General features: G+C 73.1%; 22 protein-coding genes and 1 tRNA gene. 13 read left to right on the top strand and 10 right to left on the bottom strand.

Translation table 11 applies throughout. The annotated features are described in order from the left end of the window. The first annotated feature begins 4 nt into the window (after positions 1-4). Positions 5-1,057, top strand: a complete 1,053-nt coding sequence (locus ND486_RS07950) for an ArsA-related P-loop ATPase (protein WP_251783431.1) — start codon at positions 5-7, stop codon at positions 1,055-1,057. After that, positions 1,054-2,193, top strand: a complete 1,140-nt coding sequence (locus ND486_RS07955) for an ArsA family ATPase (RefSeq protein WP_251783432.1) — start codon at positions 1,054-1,056, stop codon at positions 2,191-2,193. Before ND486_RS07950 ends, ND486_RS07955 begins: the two co-directional genes overlap by 4 nt. A 3-nt stretch (positions 2,194-2,196) precedes the next feature. Here the strand turns inward: ND486_RS07955 and ND486_RS07960 are convergent, their stop codons facing one another. After that, positions 2,197-2,460 carry a hypothetical protein gene (locus ND486_RS07960; RefSeq protein WP_251783433.1) on the bottom strand — a complete coding sequence of 88 codons (264 nt, stop codon included), beginning with the start codon at positions 2,458-2,460 and terminating at the stop codon, positions 2,197-2,199. A gap of 90 nt (positions 2,461-2,550) precedes the next feature. Here ND486_RS07960 and ND486_RS07965 point away from each other — a divergent pair, with 90 nt between their 5' ends. Then, positions 2,551-2,994 carry a MarR family transcriptional regulator gene (locus ND486_RS07965; protein ID WP_251783434.1) on the top strand — a complete coding sequence of 148 codons (444 nt, stop codon included), beginning with the start codon at positions 2,551-2,553 and terminating at the stop codon, positions 2,992-2,994. Between the two features lie 2 nt (positions 2,995-2,996). Here ND486_RS07965 and ND486_RS07970 read toward each other — a convergent pair whose 3' ends face one another. Both ND486_RS07970 and ND486_RS07975 read right to left on the bottom strand, forming a co-directional pair. Continuing rightward, positions 2,997-3,674 carry a class I SAM-dependent methyltransferase gene (locus tag ND486_RS07970; protein WP_251783435.1) on the bottom strand — a complete coding sequence of 226 codons (678 nt, stop codon included), beginning with the start codon at positions 3,672-3,674 and terminating at the stop codon, positions 2,997-2,999. 18 nt (positions 3,675-3,692) lie between these two features. Then, positions 3,693-4,055, bottom strand: coding sequence for a WhiB family transcriptional regulator (locus tag ND486_RS07975; RefSeq protein WP_178375656.1), 363 nt, complete (start codon positions 4,053-4,055; stop codon positions 3,693-3,695). Between the two features lie 154 nt (positions 4,056-4,209). Here ND486_RS07975 and ND486_RS07980 point away from each other — a divergent pair, with 154 nt between their 5' ends. The 6 genes from ND486_RS07980 to ND486_RS08005 all read left to right on the top strand — a co-directional run bounded on the left by ND486_RS07980 (position 4,210) and on the right by ND486_RS08005 (position 10,603). Then, positions 4,210-6,603: a penicillin-binding protein gene (locus ND486_RS07980; RefSeq protein ID WP_308215822.1), complete on the top strand. Its 2,394-nt coding sequence runs from the start codon at positions 4,210-4,212 to the stop codon at positions 6,601-6,603. 95 nt (positions 6,604-6,698) lie between these two features. Then, entirely contained in the window at positions 6,699-7,424 is a 726-nt protein-coding gene (locus ND486_RS07985; RefSeq protein ID WP_251783436.1) for a hypothetical protein, read from the top strand. Positions 7,425-7,551: 127 nt separating this feature from the next. Beyond that, complete coding sequence (locus tag ND486_RS07990; protein WP_251783712.1) at positions 7,552-8,826, top strand: MFS transporter; 1,275 nt, start codon at positions 7,552-7,554, stop codon at positions 8,824-8,826. After that, entirely contained in the window at positions 8,823-9,974 is a 1,152-nt protein-coding gene (locus ND486_RS07995) for a DNA polymerase III subunit delta' (protein ID WP_251783437.1), read from the top strand. Before ND486_RS07990 ends, ND486_RS07995 begins: the two co-directional genes overlap by 4 nt. After that, entirely contained in the window at positions 9,967-10,473 is a 507-nt protein-coding gene (locus tag ND486_RS08000) for a 2'-5' RNA ligase family protein (RefSeq protein ID WP_251783438.1), read from the top strand. Before ND486_RS07995 ends, ND486_RS08000 begins: the two co-directional genes overlap by 8 nt. 56 nt (positions 10,474-10,529) lie before the next feature. Next, a tRNA-Thr gene (locus tag ND486_RS08005) sits at positions 10,530-10,603 on the top strand. Positions 10,604-10,869: 266 nt separating this feature from the next. Here ND486_RS08005 and ND486_RS08010 read toward each other — a convergent pair. The 4 genes from ND486_RS08010 to ND486_RS08025 form a co-directional block, all read right to left on the bottom strand. Next, on the bottom strand, positions 10,870-11,943 hold the full coding sequence (locus tag ND486_RS08010) for a helix-turn-helix domain-containing protein (protein ID WP_251783439.1): 1,074 nt from the start codon (positions 11,941-11,943) through the stop codon (positions 10,870-10,872). A 51-nt stretch (positions 11,944-11,994) separates the two neighbouring features. Continuing rightward, on the bottom strand, positions 11,995-12,957 hold the full coding sequence (locus ND486_RS08015) for an alpha/beta hydrolase (protein ID WP_251783440.1): 963 nt from the start codon (positions 12,955-12,957) through the stop codon (positions 11,995-11,997). Between the two features lie 85 nt (positions 12,958-13,042). Continuing rightward, complete coding sequence (locus ND486_RS08020; protein ID WP_251783441.1) at positions 13,043-14,182, bottom strand: serine hydrolase domain-containing protein; 1,140 nt, start codon at positions 14,180-14,182, stop codon at positions 13,043-13,045. Between the two features lie 633 nt (positions 14,183-14,815). Beyond that, positions 14,816-15,130, bottom strand: coding sequence for an amidohydrolase family protein (locus ND486_RS08025; RefSeq protein WP_251783442.1), 315 nt, complete (start codon positions 15,128-15,130; stop codon positions 14,816-14,818). A 9-nt stretch (positions 15,131-15,139) separates the two neighbouring features. Between ND486_RS08025 and ND486_RS08030 the strand changes: the two genes are divergently transcribed. Beyond that, on the top strand, positions 15,140-15,571 hold the full coding sequence (locus ND486_RS08030; RefSeq protein ID WP_251783443.1) for a TetR/AcrR family transcriptional regulator C-terminal domain-containing protein: 432 nt from the start codon (positions 15,140-15,142) through the stop codon (positions 15,569-15,571). A 55-nt stretch (positions 15,572-15,626) separates the two neighbouring features. Here ND486_RS08030 and ND486_RS08035 read toward each other — a convergent pair whose 3' ends face one another. After that, a complete protein-coding gene (locus ND486_RS08035) occupies positions 15,627-16,043 on the bottom strand; it encodes a helix-turn-helix domain-containing protein (RefSeq protein ID WP_251783444.1) in 417 nt (138 codons plus the stop codon). A 20-nt stretch (positions 16,044-16,063) separates the two neighbouring features. On the opposite strand from ND486_RS08035, the gene ND486_RS08040 reads away from it, so the two are divergent. After that, entirely contained in the window at positions 16,064-16,909 is an 846-nt protein-coding gene (locus tag ND486_RS08040) for an alpha/beta fold hydrolase (protein ID WP_251783445.1), read from the top strand. 175 nt (positions 16,910-17,084) lie between these two features. Here the strand turns inward: ND486_RS08040 and ND486_RS08045 are convergent, their stop codons facing one another. Then, positions 17,085-17,855: an SDR family NAD(P)-dependent oxidoreductase gene (locus tag ND486_RS08045; RefSeq protein ID WP_251783446.1), complete on the bottom strand. Its 771-nt coding sequence runs from the start codon at positions 17,853-17,855 to the stop codon at positions 17,085-17,087. A 226-nt stretch (positions 17,856-18,081) separates the two neighbouring features. On the opposite strand from ND486_RS08045, the gene ND486_RS08050 reads away from it, so the two are divergent. After that, a complete protein-coding gene (locus tag ND486_RS08050; protein ID WP_251783448.1) occupies positions 18,082-19,044 on the top strand; it encodes a helix-turn-helix domain-containing protein in 963 nt (320 codons plus the stop codon). A 66-nt stretch (positions 19,045-19,110) separates the two neighbouring features. On the opposite strand, the gene ND486_RS08055 is transcribed toward ND486_RS08050, so the two are convergent. Continuing rightward, positions 19,111-19,536 (bottom strand): nuclear transport factor 2 family protein, encoded by a 426-nt coding sequence (locus ND486_RS08055; protein WP_251783449.1) that lies wholly within the window; start codon positions 19,534-19,536, stop codon positions 19,111-19,113. A gap of 218 nt (positions 19,537-19,754) precedes the next feature. Between ND486_RS08055 and ND486_RS08060 the strand changes: the two genes are divergently transcribed. Next, a complete protein-coding gene (locus ND486_RS08060) occupies positions 19,755-20,129 on the top strand; it encodes a helix-turn-helix transcriptional regulator (protein WP_208822812.1) in 375 nt (124 codons plus the stop codon). Positions 20,130-20,140: the final 11 nt, after the last annotated feature.

The raw sequence follows: 20,140 nt of genomic DNA on the forward strand, positions 1-20,140 counted from the left end.
ATCCGTGACCACGACCGTCCGGCCCGAGCCCGGAACCCGCCCCGACCCGTGGCCCGACGCGCTCTCCCGCGCGCGGTTCCACGTGGTGTCCGGCAAGGGGGGCACCGGCAAGACCACCGTGGCCGCCGCCCTCGCGCTGGCCCTCGCCGGCGGCGGGAAGCGGGTGCTGCTCGTCGAGGTGGAGGGCCGCCAGGGCATCGCCCAGGTCTTCGACACCGCCCCGCTGCCGTACGAGGAGCGCCGGATCGCGGTCGCGCCCGGCGGGGGCGAGGTGCGGGCGCTGGCCGTCGACGCCGAGGCCGCCCTGCTGGAGTACTTCGAGATGTTCTACCGGCTGGGCGTGGCCGGGCGGACGCTGCGCCGGATGGGCGCGATCGAGTTCGCGACGACGCTCGCCCCCGGCCTGCGCGACGTGCTGCTCACCGGCAAGGCCAAGGAGTGCGTCACCCGCACGGAGGCCGACGGTCTCCCCGCCTACGACGCGGTGGTCCTCGACGCGCCGCCCACCGGCCGCCTCGTGTCGTTCCTCGACGTCACCAGGGCGATGGCCGACCTGGCCAAGGTCGGGCCCATCCACGGGCAGGCCAAGGGCGTCGAGGCGCTCATCCACTCCCCGCTCACCGCGGTGCACCTGGTCACACTGCTGTCGGACCTGCCGGTCACCGAGACGCTCGACGCGGCCGCCGAGCTCGACGCCGCCGGGATCCCGCTGGGCTCGGTCGTGGTGAACCGGATGCGCGAGCAGTGGCTGCCCGACCGCTCGGTCACCGCCGCCGCGGGCGGGCGGGTCGACGCGACCCGGATCCGCAACGGCCTGCAGAGCGCCGGGATCGAGCTGGCCCCCACCGAGATCGACGGGCTGGTCGCCGAGACCGTGGAGCACGCCGTCGCCGTCGAGGGGGAGACCGCCGCGCTGCGCCGCCTGGAGACCGAGCCGACCCCGCCGCTGCCGCGGCTCACGCTGCCCGCGCTGCTCGGCGGGGTGGACCTCGGCTCGCTGTACGAGCTGGCCGAGTCGATGACCGCGCAGGGTGTGCACCTGGAGGCCCGCCGATGACCGCCCCGCTGGACGTGGACGCCCTGATCGACGACCCGGGCACCCGGGTGATCGTGTGCTGCGGCTCGGGCGGCGTCGGCAAGACGACCACCTCCGCCGCGCTCGCGGTGCGCGCCGCCGAGCGCGGGCGTCAGGTCGTCGTGCTCACCATCGACCCGGCGCGCCGCCTGGCCCAGGCCCTCGGGGTGAGCGAGCTGTCCAACGACCCCGCCCCGGTCGGGACGGTCGACGGCGAGCTCGCCGCGATGATGCTGGACATGCGTCGCACCTTCGACGAGATGGTGGAGTCGCACGCCCCGCCCGAGCGGGCGCAGAAGATCATCGAGAACCCCTTCTACCAGACGATCTCCTCCTCGTTCTCCGGGACGCAGGAGTACATGGCGATGGAGAAGCTGGGCCAGCTGGCCGGTGCCGGGACGTGGGACCTCGTCGTCGTCGACACGCCGCCGTCGCGCTCGGCGCTGGACTTCCTCGACGCCCCGCAGCGCATGTCCCGCTTCCTCGACGGCCGCATGATCCGGCTGCTCGCCGCGCCCGCCCGGGCCGGTGGCCGCGGGCTGCGCCGGATCGTCGAGGCCGGGTTCGGGCTGTTCGCCAAGGCCGTCGGGTCGATCATCGGCGGGCAGATGCTGCAGGACGCGTCGGCGTTCGTGCAGGCCTTCGATACCCTGTTCGGCGGGTTCGCCGAGCGGGCCGAGAAGACCTACGCGCTGCTGCGCTCGGAGGGGACGGCGTTCCTCGTCGTCGCCGCGCCGGAGCCGGACGCGCTGCGCGAGGCGGCGTACTTCACCGAGCGGCTGTCGTCGGAGCACATGCCGCTGGCCGGGCTCGTGCTGAACCGGACCCACCCGGTGCTCGCGCCGGTCTCCGCGGCGCGTGCACGGGCCGCAGCCGAGCAGGTCGGCGGACCGGGGTCGCAGATCGCGGCCGCGGTGCTGCGGCTGCACGCCGACCGCGTCGACCTGCACGAACGGGAGGAGCACCTGCTCACCCGGTTCTCCGCCGCGCACCCCGGCGTGTCGGTGACGCGGGTCCCCGCGCTGGCCGGCGACATCGCCGACCTCGACGGGCTGCGCCGGGTCGGCGCGCTGCTGGCCGGCGAGACCGAGACCGGCGCCGCGGCGACGGCGGGCTGAGGCTCAGGACACGCCGAGCACCGCCCGCAGCCGGGCCGAGCGGGGCGCGAACACATCCAGCACCCCGACCGCGCGCAGGCCGGGGAGCAGGTCCCGCAGGTGCGAGGCCAGACCGGCCTCGGCCGGGTCCCCCGCGGGCAGCGCCTCCAGGGACCGCGCCGTCGCGACGAACGCGGCGACCGTCCCCTTGCGCACCTGCTCCCCACCCAGCTCCGCGTACTCGGTCCCGTCCGGCAGGACGTCCTCGGGATCTACTGCTCCGTCCATGACCGCTCCCCCCATCAGCGTGCACTGTGCACGTATTCAAACGGTACGCCCGACCGTAGGGAGCGTGCAAGATGCACGTATCGTGAGGGGGTGACCCCCGAACGCCGCTGCGCGGAGGCCCTCGGCCGGCTGTTGCTGCGCGACACCCGCACCGGGCTGCACACGGCGCTGACCAGCGACATCGACGGTCTCGACGCGACGACCTACCCGGTGCTTTCCGGGCTGGCCCGGCTCGGCGACGGGGTCAGCACCACCGAGCTGGCCGCGGCCGTCGGGCTGGAGCGCAGCGTCACCAGCCGGCACGTCAGTGCTCTGGAGGCGCACGGCCTGCTGCGCCGTCACCCGCACGCGGCCGACCGCCGCGCCGTCGCCGTCGCCCTCACCGACCGAGGTCGGGCCGCGGTCGAGCGTGCCCGCGGACGGCTCGACGCACGCCTGGCCGACCTCCTGTCGGCGCTGGACCGTTCGGAGGCCGACCGGTTCGCCACCGTCCTCGACGGTCTCGTCGAGGGCCTGCGCGATCCCGGGCGCTGATCTCAGGGCATCGAGAAGAAGATCATGGGGTTGCGTGAGGTCCCGCGGACGCCGGTGATCCCCAGCTCGGCCCGGACGGCGTCGAGCGCGCGCAGGTTCCGCGGCGCCGCCGCGCGCGAGGAGGTGAACCACTCGGTGCCGCTGCGCTCCAGGTGCCGCAGCACCTCGGACCCCTCGGTGAACGGGCGCGCCCGGGGCAGGTGGAACACGTCGTGCACGCTGGTCGGGGTGCCCGTCGCGATCCGCCCGAACAGGTGCTCCAGGTACCAGCGGGCGAAGCGGCGCCTGTGGTCGGCGTCGACGAACAGGTAGCCCGTGTCGGCCGGGACCTTCTCGACGGTCTCACGCAGGTCCCCGCGGTGGAACGTCCAGCGCCCGGTCGACAGCTCCTCGGGCACGGTGCCGCACACGTGGTCGACCAGGTCGAACGACTGCAGGTGACCGGACCCGTTGTCGCGCAACGCGGACAGGATCCAGGTGGTGGACCAGCCGTAGTAGGTGCCGACCTCCACCACCTGCGACGGCCGGTGATGGCGCAGCAGCAGGTAGGTCAGCTCGGCCTCGACGTCGTCGAGCTGCGGGGTGATCGTGCCGTCGGCGAGGAGCTCCCGCTGCCCGTCGATCACCGTGGCGAGGTCGTCGGCGTGCGTCCGGTAGAGGCCGGCCAGGAAGTCGAGCACGCGCCTGACGCTATCGGGTCAGGCGCTCCTGCTGCGTCCGGAGTAGTGGTCGGAGCGCGCACGTCCGAGCAGCGCGGCCCAGTCGCGCACGTCCGGGCGCCGGCGCAGGAGCGCGCGGCGCTCCCGCTCGGTCATCCCGCCCCACACACCGAACTCGACCCGGTGGTCCAGGGCGTGTGCCAGGCACTCGGTGCGGACCGGGCAGGACAGGCAGAACTCGCGGGCCTCGCGCTGGTCGGCACCGGTGACGAACAGGTTCTCGGCGTCGGAGGTGCGGCAGCGTGCGGCCGAACGCCAGTTCCAGACCGCGGTGCAGGCGCGGACGACGACGGCGGGGCGCAGGCGGGGCCTGCCGGTGACGGGACGCAGGGTGTCGAGCATCGGGTCGCCTCTCGGGCCGGGGCGGGCCCGGTGGCCCGCGACGTGATGCCTCGATCCTGGGACGCGGAGGGTGCCCGGGTCAGCGCGCAAAACTACGCAACCGGGGACACGATCCTGACCGTGTCCTGACCTCCCGGCCCGTAGGCTTGTCCCTGTGAGGTTCCCCCGGCGTCTGCTCCGCCCGCTCGGCGTCCTCGCCGGCCTGTGCATCCTGCTCGGTGTGGTCACGGCGGGCATGGCCTTCCCGCTGGTCGGCGGCCTCGGCGTGCTGTCCAACGAGGCGGGTGACAGCGTCACGTCGAGCTCGGCGGACCTGGTCGGCACCCGCCCGCCGCTGACGACGACGCTCACCGACTCCGACGGCCGCCCGATCGCCTACCTGTTCGACCAGAACCGCACCGAGGTCACGAACGACCAGATCTCGACCGCGATGAAGGGCGCGATGCTGGCGATCGAGGACCGCCGGTTCTACGAGCACGACGGCGTCGACTGGCAGGGCACGCTGCGCGCGGTCGTCGCGAACTCGGCGTCCGGCGACGTCGTCCAGGGTGCCTCGACGATCACCCAGCAGTACGTCAAGAACTACATGCTCTACGTCGACGCGACGAGCGAGGCCGAGCGGCTCAAGGCCACCGAGCAGACCCCGGCCCGCAAGCTCAAGGAGGCGCGGATCGCCCTGCAGCTGGAGCGCCAGCTGTCCAAGGACGAGATCCTCAACCGCTACCTCAACATCGTCTTCCTGGGCAACGGGTCCTACGGCGTCGCCGCGGGGGCGCGCACCTACTTCAACACCACGCCGGACAAGCTGACCGTCCCGCAGGCCGCGATGCTGGCCGGGATGGTCCGCTCGACCACCCAGTTCGACCCGGTGCAGAACCCGCAGACCGCGCTGCAGCGGCGCAACGTCGTCATCGACCAGATGCGCCAGCAGCAGATGATCGACGACGCCCAGGCGAAGCAGGCCATGGCCGCTCCGCTCGGCGTCGCGAACCCGCTGGTCCGCGTGCCGAACGGGTGTATCGGCGCCGGCGACATGGGCTTCTTCTGCAAGTACGTGACGCAGTACCTCACCGAGGCCGGCTTCACCGAGGAGCAGATCCAGCGGGGCGGCTACACCATCCGCACCACCCTGGACCGCCGCGCGATGACCGAGGTCAAGCGCTCCCTCGACAAGGAGGTGCCGCCGGACACCCCCAACGTCGCGAACGTGATGTCGCTGGTCCAGCCCGGCCAGGACAAGCACCGTGTGCTCGCGATGGGGTCGAGCCGCACGTTCGGACTGAACGCCGACGCCGAGGAGACCAGCTACGGCCTGCCGTACCAGCCGGTCAACCTCGGTGCCGGGTCCACGTACAAGATCTTCACCGCGGCCACCGCGCTGGAGAAGGGCCTCGGCATCAACTACTCGATGCAGGTGCCGCCCTCGGGCTACGCCTCCCCGATCTACGTCGACGGCAGCGGTCGCCCCGTCCCGGTCGCGAACGCCGGCAACTACCCCGGCCGGATGAGCCTGACCGACGCGCTCGCGCAGTCGCCGAACACCGCGTTCATCAAGCTCGAGGAGTTCACCGGGGTGCCGGACGTGGTCGACATGGCCGTCCGCCTCGGCATGAAGTCCCTGGCCACGACGCCGTTCGTCGACCCGGGCACCGGCAAGCGCACCGACCGCTCGATCGCCGAGGTGATCAAGGACCAGCGGCTCGCGTCGTTCACGCTCGGCGTCACCCCGACCTCGGTGCTGGAGCTGGCCAACGTCGGCGCCACCCTGTTCTCCCAGGGCAAGTGGTGCCCGCCGACGCCGATCGACTCGATCACCGATGCCGAGGGCGAGCCCGTCCCGATCACCGAGGAGCCGTGCCAGCAGGCCGTCGAGCCCGCCCTGGCGAACACCCTCGTCACCGGCCTCAGCAAGGACGACATCGCCGGCACCTCCGCCGCCGCCGCGAAGGCCGCCGGCTGGAACCGGCCGATGGCCGGCAAGACCGGGACGACCCAGCAGCACAAGTCGGCCGCGTTCATGGGCGGGATCCCGGAGATGGCCGGAGCGGTCATCACCTTCGACAACTCCAACCGCCCGCGACCCCTCTGCGACGGCGGCGGCGCCCCCTTCGCCTGCGGGAACGGCAACATCTTCGGCGGCAAGACCCCGGCCCGGACGTGGTACGGCGCGGTGACCCCGCTGGTGGCGAACACCCCGCCGACGCCGCTGCCCGCGACCGACCCCCGCTACCTCGACGGCGGCGCCGAGTCCCGCATCCCGGACGTCGTCGGCCGGTCGGCCGGCGCCGCCCGCGGTGAGCTGGAGGGCGCCGGATGGCAGGTCACCACCCGCACCGTCGACAACAACGCTCCGGAGGGGACGGTCGTCGGGCAGGAGCCCCGCGGCGCCGCGCTCCCGGGTGAGCAGGTGACCCTGCAGGTGAGCAGTGGGTCGGTGCCGGCCCCGCCGCCGCCCCCGGGCACCCCGACGCCCGGCCCGGCCCCGGGGCAGGACGGCGGCCCGCCGGCGGACCGTCCCGACGGGAACCAGCCGCCCGACGGCGGGTGACGCTCCGTCCGGCCGGGTCACCCGGCCGGGCGGCACCGCGCGCCATACCCCGTCGGAACGAGGCATCACCGCTGGTCGCGGCCTAGCATGCCGTCATGGCCGTGCGGTGGAGGAGCAGGCGTCCCGCGCCGGCGCCCGCCGACGACGGGCGCTGGGGCGTGGCGCGGCTGGTCGCCGAGCGCGAGGCGGACCGGCTCGCCCGGGAGCGGGGTGACCGCCCCGCGGGTCCCGCCGTGTCACGGCCCGCGTCCGACGGGATCCGGCCCGCGTCCGGCGTGGAGCGGGGGCCCGGTGCTCCGGCTGCCCGACCGGCCGCTGTGGACGGCACCGGCGTCCCCGAGCGGGTCGCCCCCGTGGAGGCCCCCGACCCCGACCCGTCGGCGGAGGAGGAGCGGCCCGCTGCGCGCGAGCCCGACCTCGACGGCCCCACCCAGCGGACCCTGACCGCGGTCCGGCGCCGCAGGCCCGGCCCCGCCGCCATCCCCACCCCGGACGACGACGCGGGCGACCCGGTCCCCGGCCCCCGCCGCCCGGTGACGCCCACCCCGTCGTCGCCGGTCCCGCCCCCGCCCCGGCGGTCGCCGACCGGCCCGGTGCCCCGGCTGCCCGCCCCGCGTCGCCCCCGCGCGGACGGCGACGAACCCGTCGGCACGGTCTACCGGCCGCCCGCGGTGTCCGCCCGGCCCCCGGTCGACCTCGACAACGGCCTGCTCGGCTTCTCCCGGCTGACCCGCGGCCGGGTCGGGGCCCGGGTGTTCACGATCGTCTTCGTCCTGATCTACCTGGTGATCCTCGTCCAAACGCTGTCCACCATCGTCTGAGGCAGCGTGTCCGCTGTCGGTGGCCCGGTCTAGCCTGAAGATCCGCACGCCGTGCCGGGTGAGGAGGAGGTGAGCCGCGATCACGACCCCGTCGTCGACGTCGCACCGCCTGACGTCGGTCCTCGCGATCCCCGCCTTCCGCAGGCTCTGGTCGGTCACCGCGGTCACCGCGACCGGTGAGTGGCTGGCGCTGCTGGCGCTCACGTCGCTGGCCACCCACCTCACCGCGGGCGCCGGGTTCACCGCGCAGAGCTTCGCGCTCGGGGGCGTCGTCGCGACCAAGCTCGTGCCGTCGCTGCTGTTCGGGCCGCTCGCCGGGGTGCTCGCCGACCGCTTCGACCGGCGCAAGGTCATGGTGACCTGCGACCTCACGAAGTTCGTGCTGCTGCTGTCGATCCCGTTCGTCGGGCAGCTGTGGTGGCTGCTGGTCGTGACCCTGCTCCTCGAGCTGTGCACCATGTTCTGGATCCCGGCGAAGGACGCGGCGGTCCCGAACCTGCTGCGCAGCCCGGCCCAGATGGAGAGCGCGGCGCAGCTGAGCCTGCTGGTGACCTACGGCGTCGCCGTCGTCGGGGGTGCGGGGCTCTTCGCGCTGGTCAGCAAGGTCGGTCCGCTGTTCGGCGCGGACCAGGCGACCACCGTGTACGCGGCGCTGTGCGTCAACGCGTTCGCCTTCCTGGCCTCGGCGCTGGTCGTGTACCTCGCGATCCCGGAGATCTCCGGCCGGGCCACCGAGGCCGAGCGGCGGCACGCCCCGCCGTCGATGCTGTTCCTGCTGCGCGACGGCTACACCTTCGTCGTCCGCACCCCGCTCGTGCGCGGGCTGGTCGTCGGGATCGTCGGCGCGTTCACCGCGGGCGGCGCTGTGATCGCGACGGCCAAGCTCTACGCGTCGAGCCTCGGCGGCGGGGACGCGGCGTACTCGATCCTGTTCGCGTCGGTGTTCGCCGGTCTCGCGGCGGGCATGGCCGCCGGTCCGGTGCTGGCCCGGCAGGTGCCGCACCGGCGCCTGTTCGGCAGCGCGATCATCGGGGCCGGGGTGTCGCTCGTGGTCGTGGCAGTGGCGGTGCACCTGTTCATGGCGATCGCCGCGGTGCTGTTCGTCGGCGCGTTCGCCGGGGTCGCGTTCCTGACCGGGCTCACGATCATCGGCACCGAGGTCGCCGACGGGATCCGCGGCCGGGTCAACGCGTTCGTCCAGTCCCTGGTGCGGCTGGTGCTGCTGGGGGCGATGTCGGTGGTGCCGATCGTCGTCGGCGTCGTGGCGACGCGGACGGTGACCGTGGGCGACACCGCGCTGCTGGTCGACGGCACGCGGTTCGTCCTCGCCGGCGGGGGCGTCCTGGCGGCGGTGGTCGGTGTCGTCGCGCGCCGGCAGATGACGGAGGAGGGGTCGTCGTGAGCGTGTGGGACGACGTGGTGGGCCAGCCCGCCGCCGTCGCCGAGCTGGACGGGGCGGCGTCGGACCCGACGGCGATGACCCACGCCTGGCTGTTCACCGGCCCGCCCGGATCCGGCCGGTCGAACGCCGCACGCGCCTTCGCGGCCGCCCTGCAGTGCCGCTACCACGGCTGCGGCGAGTGCGCGGCCTGCCGGACCGTCATGGCGGGCACCCACTCCGACGTCCGCGAGATCGTCCCGGAGGGACTGTCTATCTCGGTCGCCGAGATGCGCTCGCTCGTCCAGCTCGCCGCCCGGAAGCCCGCCACCGGGACCTGGCAGATCGTGATCATCGCCGACGCCGACCGGCTCACCGAGGGCGCGTCGAACGCGCTGCTCAAGGCGGTCGAGGAGCCGGCGCCGGAGACGGTGTTCCTGCTGTGCGCGCCGTCGGACCACCCCGACGACGTGCCCGTCACGATCCGGTCGCGCTGCCGGATGGTGCACCTGCGCAGCCCGGCGCCCGACGCCGTCGCCGGGGTGCTGCGCGACCGCGACGGGATCGACCCCGACCAGGCGCAGTGGGCCGCGTCGGTGTGCGGCGGCCACGTCGGTCGCGCGCGGCGCCTCGCCCGCGATCCGCAGGCCCGTGCCCGGCGCGAGGAGATCCTCGGCGTGCCGACGAAGCTCCGCCGCCTCGGCGACGCGTTCTTCCACGCCGACGTGCTGATCCGCGCGGCCGAGGCCGAGGCCGACGAGCTGCGGTCCTCCCGCGATGAGTCCGAGCGCGAGGAGCTGGCCGTCGCGATGGGCGCCGGCGGCACGGGCAAGGGTGCCGCGTCGGCGGCCCGCTCGGCGAAGGCGGCCGAGCGGGACCTGGAGAAGCGCCAGAAGAGCCGCGCCACCCGGACCCAGCGGGACGCGCTCGACCGCGCCCTGGTCGACCTCGCCGGCTTCTACCGGGACGCGATCATCACCGCGACCGGCGCGACGGTGCCGCTGACCAACCCGGACCGCGACCGCGAGATCCGGGTGGCCGCCGCCGAGTGGGGCCCGGAGTCGAGCCTGCGTCGCCTGGAGGCGGTGCTCGCCTGCCGCGACGCGCTGGAGCAGAACGTGAAGCCGCGGATCGCCGTCGAGGCCATGATGACGGCCCTGCACCGTGGATGACCGGCCGCTGATCCTCACGGCCCTGCTCGACGACGCCACGCAGACCCGGTTCGACGACCTGCGCGAACGGCACTTCCCGGCCGGGCGCAACCACCTCGCCGCACACCTGACCCTGTTCCACGCCCTGCCCGGCGACGCCGCCGCCGAACTCGCCGCCGACCTGACCGCCGCGACCGACCGGGCCCCGATGACCGCCCGCGTCACCGGCCTGCGGCTGCTCGGCCGCGGGGTCGCCTTCACCCTCGACAGCCCCGGGCTGACGGCCCTGCGCCGCGGCGTCGCCGACCGATGGCGGTCCCGCCTCACCCGACAGGACGCCGGGAAGACCGACCTGCACGTGACCGTCCAGAACAAGGTCACCCCGGCCGTGGCCCGGGCGCTGCACGACGACCTGGCCGCCGGGTTCGCCCCGTGGGACGCCGGCGTCCCCGGCCTGGCGCTGTGGCGCTACGACGGTGGGCCGTGGGAGCCGGGGCCGCGGTTCCCCTTCACCGGATGACAGGTGGGGGCTTGTGCAGGCGGCGGAGCCCGGTCGCTACACTGGCTTCGCACCACGCCGCCTTAGCTCAGTCGGTTAGAGCGACGCACTCGTAATGCGTAGGTCTGGGGTTCGACTCCCCAAGGCGGCTCGTTTTCGCAGGTCAGATCGCGCTTATGGATCTTGCCTGTCGCCTTCTCGTGGCTCGTGGCCTCTCTCAGGCGGGTTCTTGCCGGTCAGCTGCCTGCGACGTGGCCTCCACCCGTGTGTGCGTCGGTCGGTTGCACCTCCTTGCTCATGGTTCTCTGTCCACAGCGGGTGCGGCTGTCCGACATTGATCGTTGCTTCCGATCGTCGGCGGTGATCACCGACATCGGTGGGACGGCGGAGCCACCCACACCGTCGTCGGGCGCTTCGTTATCGGAGTGGGGTGGGCGACGACGGTGTGGTCGGGGCGGGGAGGTCCAGAACGCGGGAGTTGCGGAGTCGCCAGACCAGTGAAGCGAGTCCGAATCGGGTTCGTCCGATGCCGTTGTCGAGGGGGTCGTAACCCAGTTCGGCGATGATCGTGTCGAGCCGGGTCTGCAACGTGCTGTGGTGGACTCCGGCGTTCCGCGCCGCCTGGCGTACGGAGCTGGTTCGCACGAGTGCGTCGACGGTGGCCGAGCCCCACGGGTGGGACATGATCGCGTCCAGGGAGTCGACGTCGGGCAGGTCGCTGTCCAGGGGGAGGTCGGCGAGTAGGCCGACCAGGCCGCCGTAGTCGTCGGCGAGGACCGACGGTGCGACCTCGGGATCGCACAGACGCAGGGCGACCACCGCCGTGCGGAACGACCTGTGCAGGTGGTCGACGTCGGTGGCCGGCCCGGTTCCGATCGGCCGTGCCGGGACGGGCGCGTGGTCGTGGGGTACGACCAGGGCGTGGATCGATCCGTAGGGGGTCGCGACGACGTCCTCGGCGCCGGACGGGTGCTCGTCCCACACCGCGAACAACGGCGCCGCGATGACGCGGTATCGCGCGGTGGACACGAGATTGAGTCGGGCCGCGGCGAGACGGCGGGTCTCGGTCGGGACGGTCGGGTCGAGCAGCAGGCCGAGATCGCGGCGGCCGTCGATCTCTCGTCGGCCTCCTCCGAGGCGGATGCGGACGGCCAGCGCCAGGCGTTCGAGGACGATCGCGTCGTTCGCATGCGGCTCGCCGTCGCGCTCGATCCACACGGTCAACCCCTCGGCCGTGATGGCCGAGCAGCTCCCTGGCGTCGGCGGCCCGTCGTCGGGGGCCACGATCTCGCCGCGCGGGCTGACCCGGAGCGACCGCGGGGGGAGATCGCTCTGGTAGCCGGCGTTGCACCCGGAGAGGGAGGCGGCCGCACTCAGCAGTGCTCGGGTGTTGACGTTGCCGATGATCAGTTCGTCGAAGCAGGCGATGACCCGCAGACCGAGGCTCGCCTGCGGGTCGAGCGCCGAGATCCGACCGAGGAGTTCTTGCACGGGCGCCTCCCGACGACTGGTGGGTGCAGTCTAGTGGCGTGGGTCACCGGATCAGTCCGCGAGGATCTTCTCGACCCAGGTGTCCCGCGTCCGGACCATGCCTCGGGCGACGACGGTGTGCGGGGCGAAGATGTCGAACGCGTGGAACCCGCCGGACCAGACGTGCAGCTCGGCGTCGCCACCGGCGGCCCAGAGGCCGTCGGCGTAGGCGATCGCCTCGTCGCGGAAGATCTCGGCGGCGCCGACGTCGATGAAGGCGGGCGGGAGCCCGGACAGGTCCGTCGCCCGGGCCGGCGCCGCGTACGGGGAGACGTCCGGCCCACCGCGCGCCTCGCCGAGCAGCGCGGACCAGCCGGTCTCGTTGCTGACGCGGTCCCAGACCCCGACGCCGTCGAACTGGCCGGTTGAGGCGGTGACGCCGCGGTCGTCGAGCATCGGGTAGTCGAGGACCTGGCCGCACAGGGCTGGGCCGTCGCGATCCCGCGCCGCGAGCGCCATCCCGGCCGCGAGCCCACCACCGGAACTGGCCCCGGCCACCATGAGCCGGTCGAGGCGGATGCCCAACTGCCCGGCCGTCGCCGCCGCCCACTCCAGCGCGGCGTAGCAGTCCTCTCGGGGGAAGGGGTCCGGGAACTCCGGCGCGAGCCGGTACTCGACGGCGACCAGGACTGCGCCGAGGTTGTCGACCCAGTCGAGCACCAGGTCGGCTCCACTGAAGCGGTCGCCGAACATCAGCCCACCGGAGTGGACGAAGACGATGCCGGGCCGGGGGGAGCCGGCTCGGGTGGGGCGCAGCACCGACACCTGGATCGGCTCGCCTCGATGGCCGGCGATCGTGTGCTCGCTGCGCGTGATCGCGCGTCCCCGCAGCGTGTCGTCGATCGGCGGGGAGGCATAAGACCGCCGCATGAACGCGATCAGGTTCGGGGTGATGGTCGGCGGGAACACACCACCGACCACGGCGAGGCCGGCCTTCAGCTCCGGGTCGAACTCCGGCCGGGCTCTGGACGACACAGGCTCCTCCGACAGGGTGCGGCGGCAGGGAGACGACGACCGCCGCGACGCTGCCGGCGGGTGCAGCGTCGCGGCGGGTCGACGATCACAGCGAAGCGTAGAGGGCGGCCTCGAAGTCCCCGTAGAGCTTCCACGCCTCGTGCTCGGTGATGAACGGCAGCGAGTTCGTGTAGATCGACGCACAGATGCCGGTGGTGCGGTCGATGAAGAAGTGGGTGTTGAACAGCCCGGCCCACGCGCCCGTCCCGGCCCGCCGGGCGCCGGGGACGTCCTGAGTGTTGATCAGCAGCCCGTAGCCCCACGCCCACCCTTCACCGAGCTTCAGCGTGTCGGTGATCGGAGCGTCTGCCGTCCTGATCTCCGTCGGCATCGGAGCGCCGTCGAGCTGGTCGGTGAACGCCGCGTCCACGGTCTCCCGGCTCAGGATCCGTACACCGTCCAGCTCACCGCCGCGCAGCAACGCCCGCTCGAAGCGGATGTAGTCACGCGGGGTCGAGTGCAGACCGTGGCCACCCGCCCACCACTGCGGGTCGTCGGGCAGGACGTTGCCCGCCGAGATCCACTTGCCGTCCTCGCCCTTGACGTGCACGGGCGTCTTGTTCGCCTGACGTGCCTCGTCGAGGGCGAACATCGTGTCGTCCATGCCGAGCGGACCGGTGATGTTCTCCTTGATCACCACGTCGAGGGTCGAGCCGGCGACGGCTTCGACGACGCGGCCGAGCCAGTCGGTGTTGATGCCGTACTCGAACTTCGTGCCGGGGTCGGCGACCAGTGGCGCCTTGAACGCGGCCATGTCTCCTGGCACCACGTTGGGGATGCCGGTGACCTGCTCGTACTTGACCAGGTCCTCGTTCCAGAACCAGTACGTCAGTCCCGAGGTGTGGGTGATCAGCTGCTTGACGGTGGCCTTCGACCTCGGTGCGCGTAGGCGCGGGGTGTCACCGTCGAAGCCGTCGAGGACCTGCAGCTCGGCGAAGTCGGGAACGTAGCGCTCGACCGGGGCCGAGAGATCGAGTTCACCGCGCTCCACCTGCTGCAGCGCGGCCACGGTGGCGACCATCTTGGTCATCGACATGATGCGGAAATGGGTCGACGTCGACACAGGCTTCGCACCGGCGTCGTCGAGCCGAACTCCGGCGGCCCCCTCGTAGAACACGCCGTCGGCGTCCGCGGCGATCGCGGCCACGTGCGGTACGGCACCGGCGTCCACTGCCCCCTTCAGCACCTGGTCGATGCGGGATCCTTCAATGTTCCTCGACACGGAACCTCCGTTGGCTCAGATCTGGTCGCCGATGCCCGATAGGCCTGCGTGACGCCTTCCGCGACGGTCTTGAGTGTGGTCGGAACCACATCAGTTGGTAACCGACGGCGCGACGAGAATCTCGACCTGTCGCCCGCCATGTGGCGGTCCGGCGCCGGCCGGCAGGTCGACCACGGCCGACCACAGGGACGCGGTGTCCCGGTCGGCGAGAACTCGATTCCGTGTGGCCTCCTTCATGGCCTCCAACGCAGGCGCACGGAGGTGTGCGGTGCGCACGATGAACCGGGCGACGTGCACGAACGGACTCGGCGGGGACGGTGTGTCCGGTGACACGAGTTCTCGTAATGCGTAGGTCCGGGGTTCGACTCCCCAAGGCGGCTCCATCTCCTGCAGGTCACCGGACTGATCCGGAGCAGGGTCCGCGTCGCCATGACGACACGGACAGCCCGTTCGCGTTGTCCGCGGTCGGAGCCATCGTCCGCGGCACGAGCCGGACGCGTAGGCCCGCTCCTCGGTCGAGACGCCGGCCGTATCGACTGGTTCTCCGCACCTTCCGTAGCGATCGAGCAGGTGCCGTCCCACCGTGGGGGCGGACGGTCAGAGCCGCTGCGTCGTCAGACCGAGGAGCCGGTCGGCGTTGCCGTGGGTGACCTGTTCGCGCTCGCCGTGGGAGAGGTCGAGTTCACCGAGGAAGTCCTGTGTGCCGCCGAGGTGGAGGAACGGGTAGTCGGTCGACCAGATGATGCGGTCGATGCCGACCACGTCGCGGACGTAGTCGAACTGGGGCCGGTGGTACATCCCGCTGGGGGTGACCCAGACATGAGATCGATAGGTGTCGGTGATGGTCCGGGACAGGCCGGTGTCACCGGGGGAGAGCACGTCGTCGAGGCGTGGGAGGTAGAACGGGACCATCTCGCCCCAGTGCCCGCTGATGATCTGCAGATCGGGGTGCCCGACGGCGACCTCGCCGATCCCGTCGAGGCGGCGGCGCGCTATTGCGGTCGCCTGCTGCAGGTTCTGCTGTGGACGACGTCGGTCCAGAGCCTCCGGATGGGGATCACCGAGGCCGAGAGGGTCCCGGGGCTGGCGGCCGGCTACTACGAGTCGGTCTTCGAGATGCCGACCGCGCGGCTGGGCGAGTTCCTCGGACGTCGCACGGTCCTCGCTCCGGAGGCGGCCGCAGCCACGGCCCGCGCCCTCATCGCGCAGACCGCGCACCCGGACCTGCTGGGCTGCCTGCTCGGCGTCCGCCCGGCCCTCCCCCGTCGACCGGATCCGGCCACGCTCGAGGACGACGTCGACCTCGACCGGATCCGCGCCGTCGCGGCCTCGTTGCTCTCCCAGGGTTCCTGAGGTCGGCCGGTGTCCGCGGCCTGCCTGGTGCGGTCGTCCGGGGTGCGGCTCCCGATCACCGGTCCGCCCCGGCCCGTGTCCGGTGGTCGTCGATGTGCGCCATGTTCTGCTGCGCCCACTCGCGCAGCGCGGACAGCGGGATCTCGAGGGAGACCCCGAGCTCGGTGAGCCGGTAGTGCACACGGGGCGGCACGGTGTCCTCGACGCGGCGGGCGACCAGGCCGTCGAGCACGAGGTTCTGCAGCGTCGTGGACAGCATCTTCTGCGAGATCCCCGGTGCCCGCCGCCGTAGCTCGGTGAACCGCAGCTCTCCGCCGTCGGCCAGGGATCCGACCACCATCGAGGTCCACTTCGTGCCGAGCCGGTCGAGGAGGCGGCGGGTGGGGCAGTCCGGGGAGAACAGGTCCCCGCGACGGTCGCCGGTCACCCCGGGCTCACCAGGTGCCGTCGACGTGCCGTCTTCCGTCCTCATGGTCGGTGAGCTTAGGTGACGTGGTCACCAGAAGTTACCGACTGGAGGTCGTCGTGCGGATGGTCGCCGTGAACGGGGTCGAGCTGGCCGTCGACGAGGTGGGGCAGGGGCCGTCGATCGTGCTCGTGCACGGCTTTCCGCACACTGGCCTGGTGTGGTCCGACGTCCGCGACGCGCTGAGGGAGGACCACCGTGTCGTCGTGCCGGACCTGCGCGGGTTCGGGGCCAGCACCCGCACGACCGAGGGCCTCGATGCGGGGAACCTGTCCCGGGACCTGGAGGAGTTGATCGTGGCCCTCGGTGCGGCGCCGGCGGTCGTGGTGGCGATCGACGCCGGCGTGCCCGCCGCGTTCCTGCTCGGCATGCGCCGCCCGGATCTCGTGGCTCGGCTGGTCCTGGTCGAGTCGACGCTGGGGACGCTCCCCGGCGCCGAGGACTTCTTCGAGGGCGGACCCCCGTGGTGGTTCGGCTTCCACGGGGTTCCGGGCCTGGCCGAGAGCGTGCTGCGCGGGAACGAGGCGGCGTACGCCGGGTGGTTCCTCGACCAGGGCACCCGCGGGCGCGGAATCCGTCCGGATCTGCGGTCCGCGATGGCCGGGACGTTCGCGCGCCCGGACGCCCTCCGCTGTGCGTTCGCCCTCTACCGGTCGTTGCCCGAGACCGGACACCAGATCTCCACGGCGGTGGCCGGTGCCCGGTTGACGGTGCCCACGACCGCGGTCGGAGCCGCGCCGGTCGGCCGCGCGCTGGAGAACCAGCTGCGCGGGGTCGCCGACGTCCTCGACGGGCATCTGTTCGACGACTGCGGGCACATCGTGCCCCTCGACCGGCCGGACGAGCTCGTGGCACTGCTGCGGCCCGGATGATGCCGGGTGCCGTCGGACGCCGGGCGCGGCCGGCGGACCCCGGGCGCGCCGGCCGGTCCCGGACGAGGCCCGAGGAGCGGGTCGGGGGAGCAGCGTCCGGTGCGGCCGCGGCTGGTGCTCGGTGCGCTCGTCGCCACCGGGCGGCCCGACGCCGACACCGGCCGGCTGCCCCGGATCAGATCCCGGTCATCCCGGCGTCGACGGTGTAGATGCTGCCGCTGACGTAGCTGGCCCGGTCCGAGGCCAGGAACAGCACGACCGAGGCGATCTCGGCCGGGTCCGCGTAGCGCTTGAGCGCGGTGAGCCCGGCGAACTGCTCCTGGACGCCCGGGATGTCGTCGGGGGACATCCCGTTCTCGATCGAGCGCATCATCCTGGTGTCGACCGGCCCGGGGCACACCGCGTTGACCCGGACGCCGGCCGGTGCCGCCTCGACGGCGGCGACGCGGGTGAGGCCCACGACGGCGTGCTTGGACGCCGTGTACATGCCCAGCCCGGCGAACGCGATGACCCCGGCCATCGAGGAGGTGTTCACCACCGACCCGTGGCCCTGTGCGGTCATCACCCGCAGCACGTGCTTGAGCCCGAGGAAGGAGCCGCGCACGTTGACCGACAGGATGGTGTCGACCGTCTCCAGGTCGGTGTCCACCAGCGGGCCGGTGGCGCCCTCGACGCCGGCGTTGTTGAAGAACACGTCGATCGCGCCGAAACGGTCGCGGGTGGCGGCGACGTAGCCCTTGACCTGCTGCTCGTCACGGACGTCCGCGACGTGCAGCAGCACCCGGGCGTCGTCGACGCCGAGCCCGGCCGCGACCTTCTCCAGCGCGGAGCGGTCGAGGTCGACGAGCGCGAGGGAGGCGCCCTCCGCCGCGAACGCCGCGGCGGCCGCCGCGCCGATGCCGCCCGCGGCTCCGGTGATGAGGACCGTCCTGCCGTCGAAATCCATGGTCGTCTCCGTTCTCTCCGGTCGTGCTGACGGGACCGAGCCTCGGCCGGAGCGGGGCCGCGGCGCCCGGACGGCCGTGCACCGGCGCAGGTACCGGCGCGCACCGCCGGGTCTCACACGGGCGTCGCCGTCGCGGTGCGGGCCGCGTCACCCACTGGTCCGGCGGGCGAAACAGCCAGGCAACGAACCGGTGGTCACATCGGTCACCCGCACTCCTGGAGGCGTCGTGACATCCGGCTACTGGTCGACCCGGGACCGTCCCGTGCGCGAGCAGCACGCCTACTGGCGCGAGGTCGTCTGCGACGCGTTCACCCCGCTGGTCCCGCTGCCCCACCCGCGGGCGGGTGACTGGGCGTCCCAGGGGGTGGCGGGCTGGGTCCGGTCGCGGCGGGTGGCCGACGTCAACTGCGCCGAGATCGCCACCGTCGGGCAGGTGAACCTGCACGGCACACGGGAGGTCGCCCGGACCGCGGAGGCCACGGTCTTCGTCAACCTGCAGCTCGCCGGATCGTGCGTCGGGTCCCAGGGCGGGCGCACCTGCCACGTCCCGGCGGGCTCGTTCGCCCTGTTCGACGCGACACGGCCGTTCCGGCTGGACTACGCCGGGGACTGGCGGTCGCTGTCGTTCCGGGTGCCCCGCGACCGGCTGATGTCGCTGGTGGCGCGGCCCGACGACGTCACGGCGACCACCGTCGACGGCTCCCGCGCACTCGGCGCCGTGGTCGCGGGCACCATGCGGTCGGTGTGGGACGCCGTCGAGGACCTGGGCGACGCCGAGGCCCGCGCGGTCAGCTCCGGCTTCACGACCCTGCTGGCCACGGCCTGCGGGGCGACCGACGAGGCCCGCGGCGCCGGCCGCCGCACGCTGGCCGCGTCGCTCTACACGTCGGTGTGCACCCACCTGCAGGACAACCTGCGGAACGGCGACCTCGCGGCCGCCCGGGTGGCGGCGCACTTCGGCGTGTCGGTGCGGACACTGCACAACGTCTTCCGGGACTCCGAGCACACCTACGCCCAGACGGTCACGAAGCTACGGGTGGACGCCTGCGCCCGTGACCTCGCCGACCCGGCGTGCCGGGAGTCGCTGACCGCCCTCGCCGCCCGGTGGGGCTTCTTCGACCTCTCCCACCTCAACCGGGCCTTCCGCACCCACCGCGGCCACCGGCCCGCCGACCTGCGCCCGGCCTGAGACGGCGACGGCCCGGACCCGGCGAGCGGTGGGCTCGCCGGACCCGGGCCGACCGACCCGCCGCGCTCAGGCGGGCGGGGCGAAGCTGGTGAACGGCATGACCGGCGCGACCTTGCGGTCGCGGTAGCGCCAGGCGCCGTCCTCGCGGACCAGCTCGTCGGTGTACACACAGACGGTGCCGCTCACCGTCCCCGCCGTGTTCGCGAAGAACAGCAGGTAGCAGGTCTGGGTGGCGGTGTCACCGGACACCGAGACCACCTCGTTCATGGTCAGGTGCCGCATCGGGCCGAAGGTGTCCCGGCACAGCGGGACGAAGGCCGCGAGCTCGGCGTGGCCCTTCGGGGTCTGGCCCTCGATGAGGGCGTGGAACACGCCGTCCGTCGAGAAGGTGGCGGCCCACTCCTCGGGGGTCCCCTGGTCGACCGCGAAGTTGTAGCGGGCGTTGAGCGCGCGGATCTCCTCGAGATCGGCGAGCGTGTCCGAGCTGATCATGATGAATCCTCCGGTCCGGTCCCGTGACGGGGTCCTGGAACCCGACGCTAGGAGCGGACTCCACGGGCGGCCTTGGACACGACTGCACGCCTGCGTGCACCAGCGTGCACGGACCGGGGTGTCGCCGGCCACGCCCTGCCCGGCGGGCCTCCCCGTCGTGTCGGCGCTTCGGCCCGGCCGGGCCACCGTGCGGGTCCGTCCGCGTTAGACTCGGCATCATGTCATCGGATCCTGACGCGTCGGCCGGGGCCGGCCGGGACGCCGGCCCCGCCTTCGACGCGCTCGCCGATCCCGTCCGCCGCCGCATCCTGGCCGTGCTCTCCGAGCACGACGAGGTCAGCGCGGGCGACCTGGCCGACCGCATCACCTCGGTCGGCCGGACGGCCGTCTCCACCCATCTGCGGGTGCTCCGCGTCGCGGGGCTGATCACCGAGCGCCGTTCCGGCCGGTACCGCTACTACTCCATCGAGCCCGGTGGTGCGGCCGCCGACGTCATCGCGCTGCTGCGCAGCCTGTTCCAGTCCTCCCTCGGGGAGGTGGGCTCCGCCGTGGAGAGCCGTCCCGCGACGGACCGGGAGGGCGCGACCGGATGACCGGACCCTCC

The sequence above is a fragment of the Pseudonocardia sp. DR1-2 genome, from assembly GCF_023717215.1.
GTDB lineage: Bacteria > Actinomycetota > Actinomycetes > Mycobacteriales > Pseudonocardiaceae > Pseudonocardia > Pseudonocardia alni.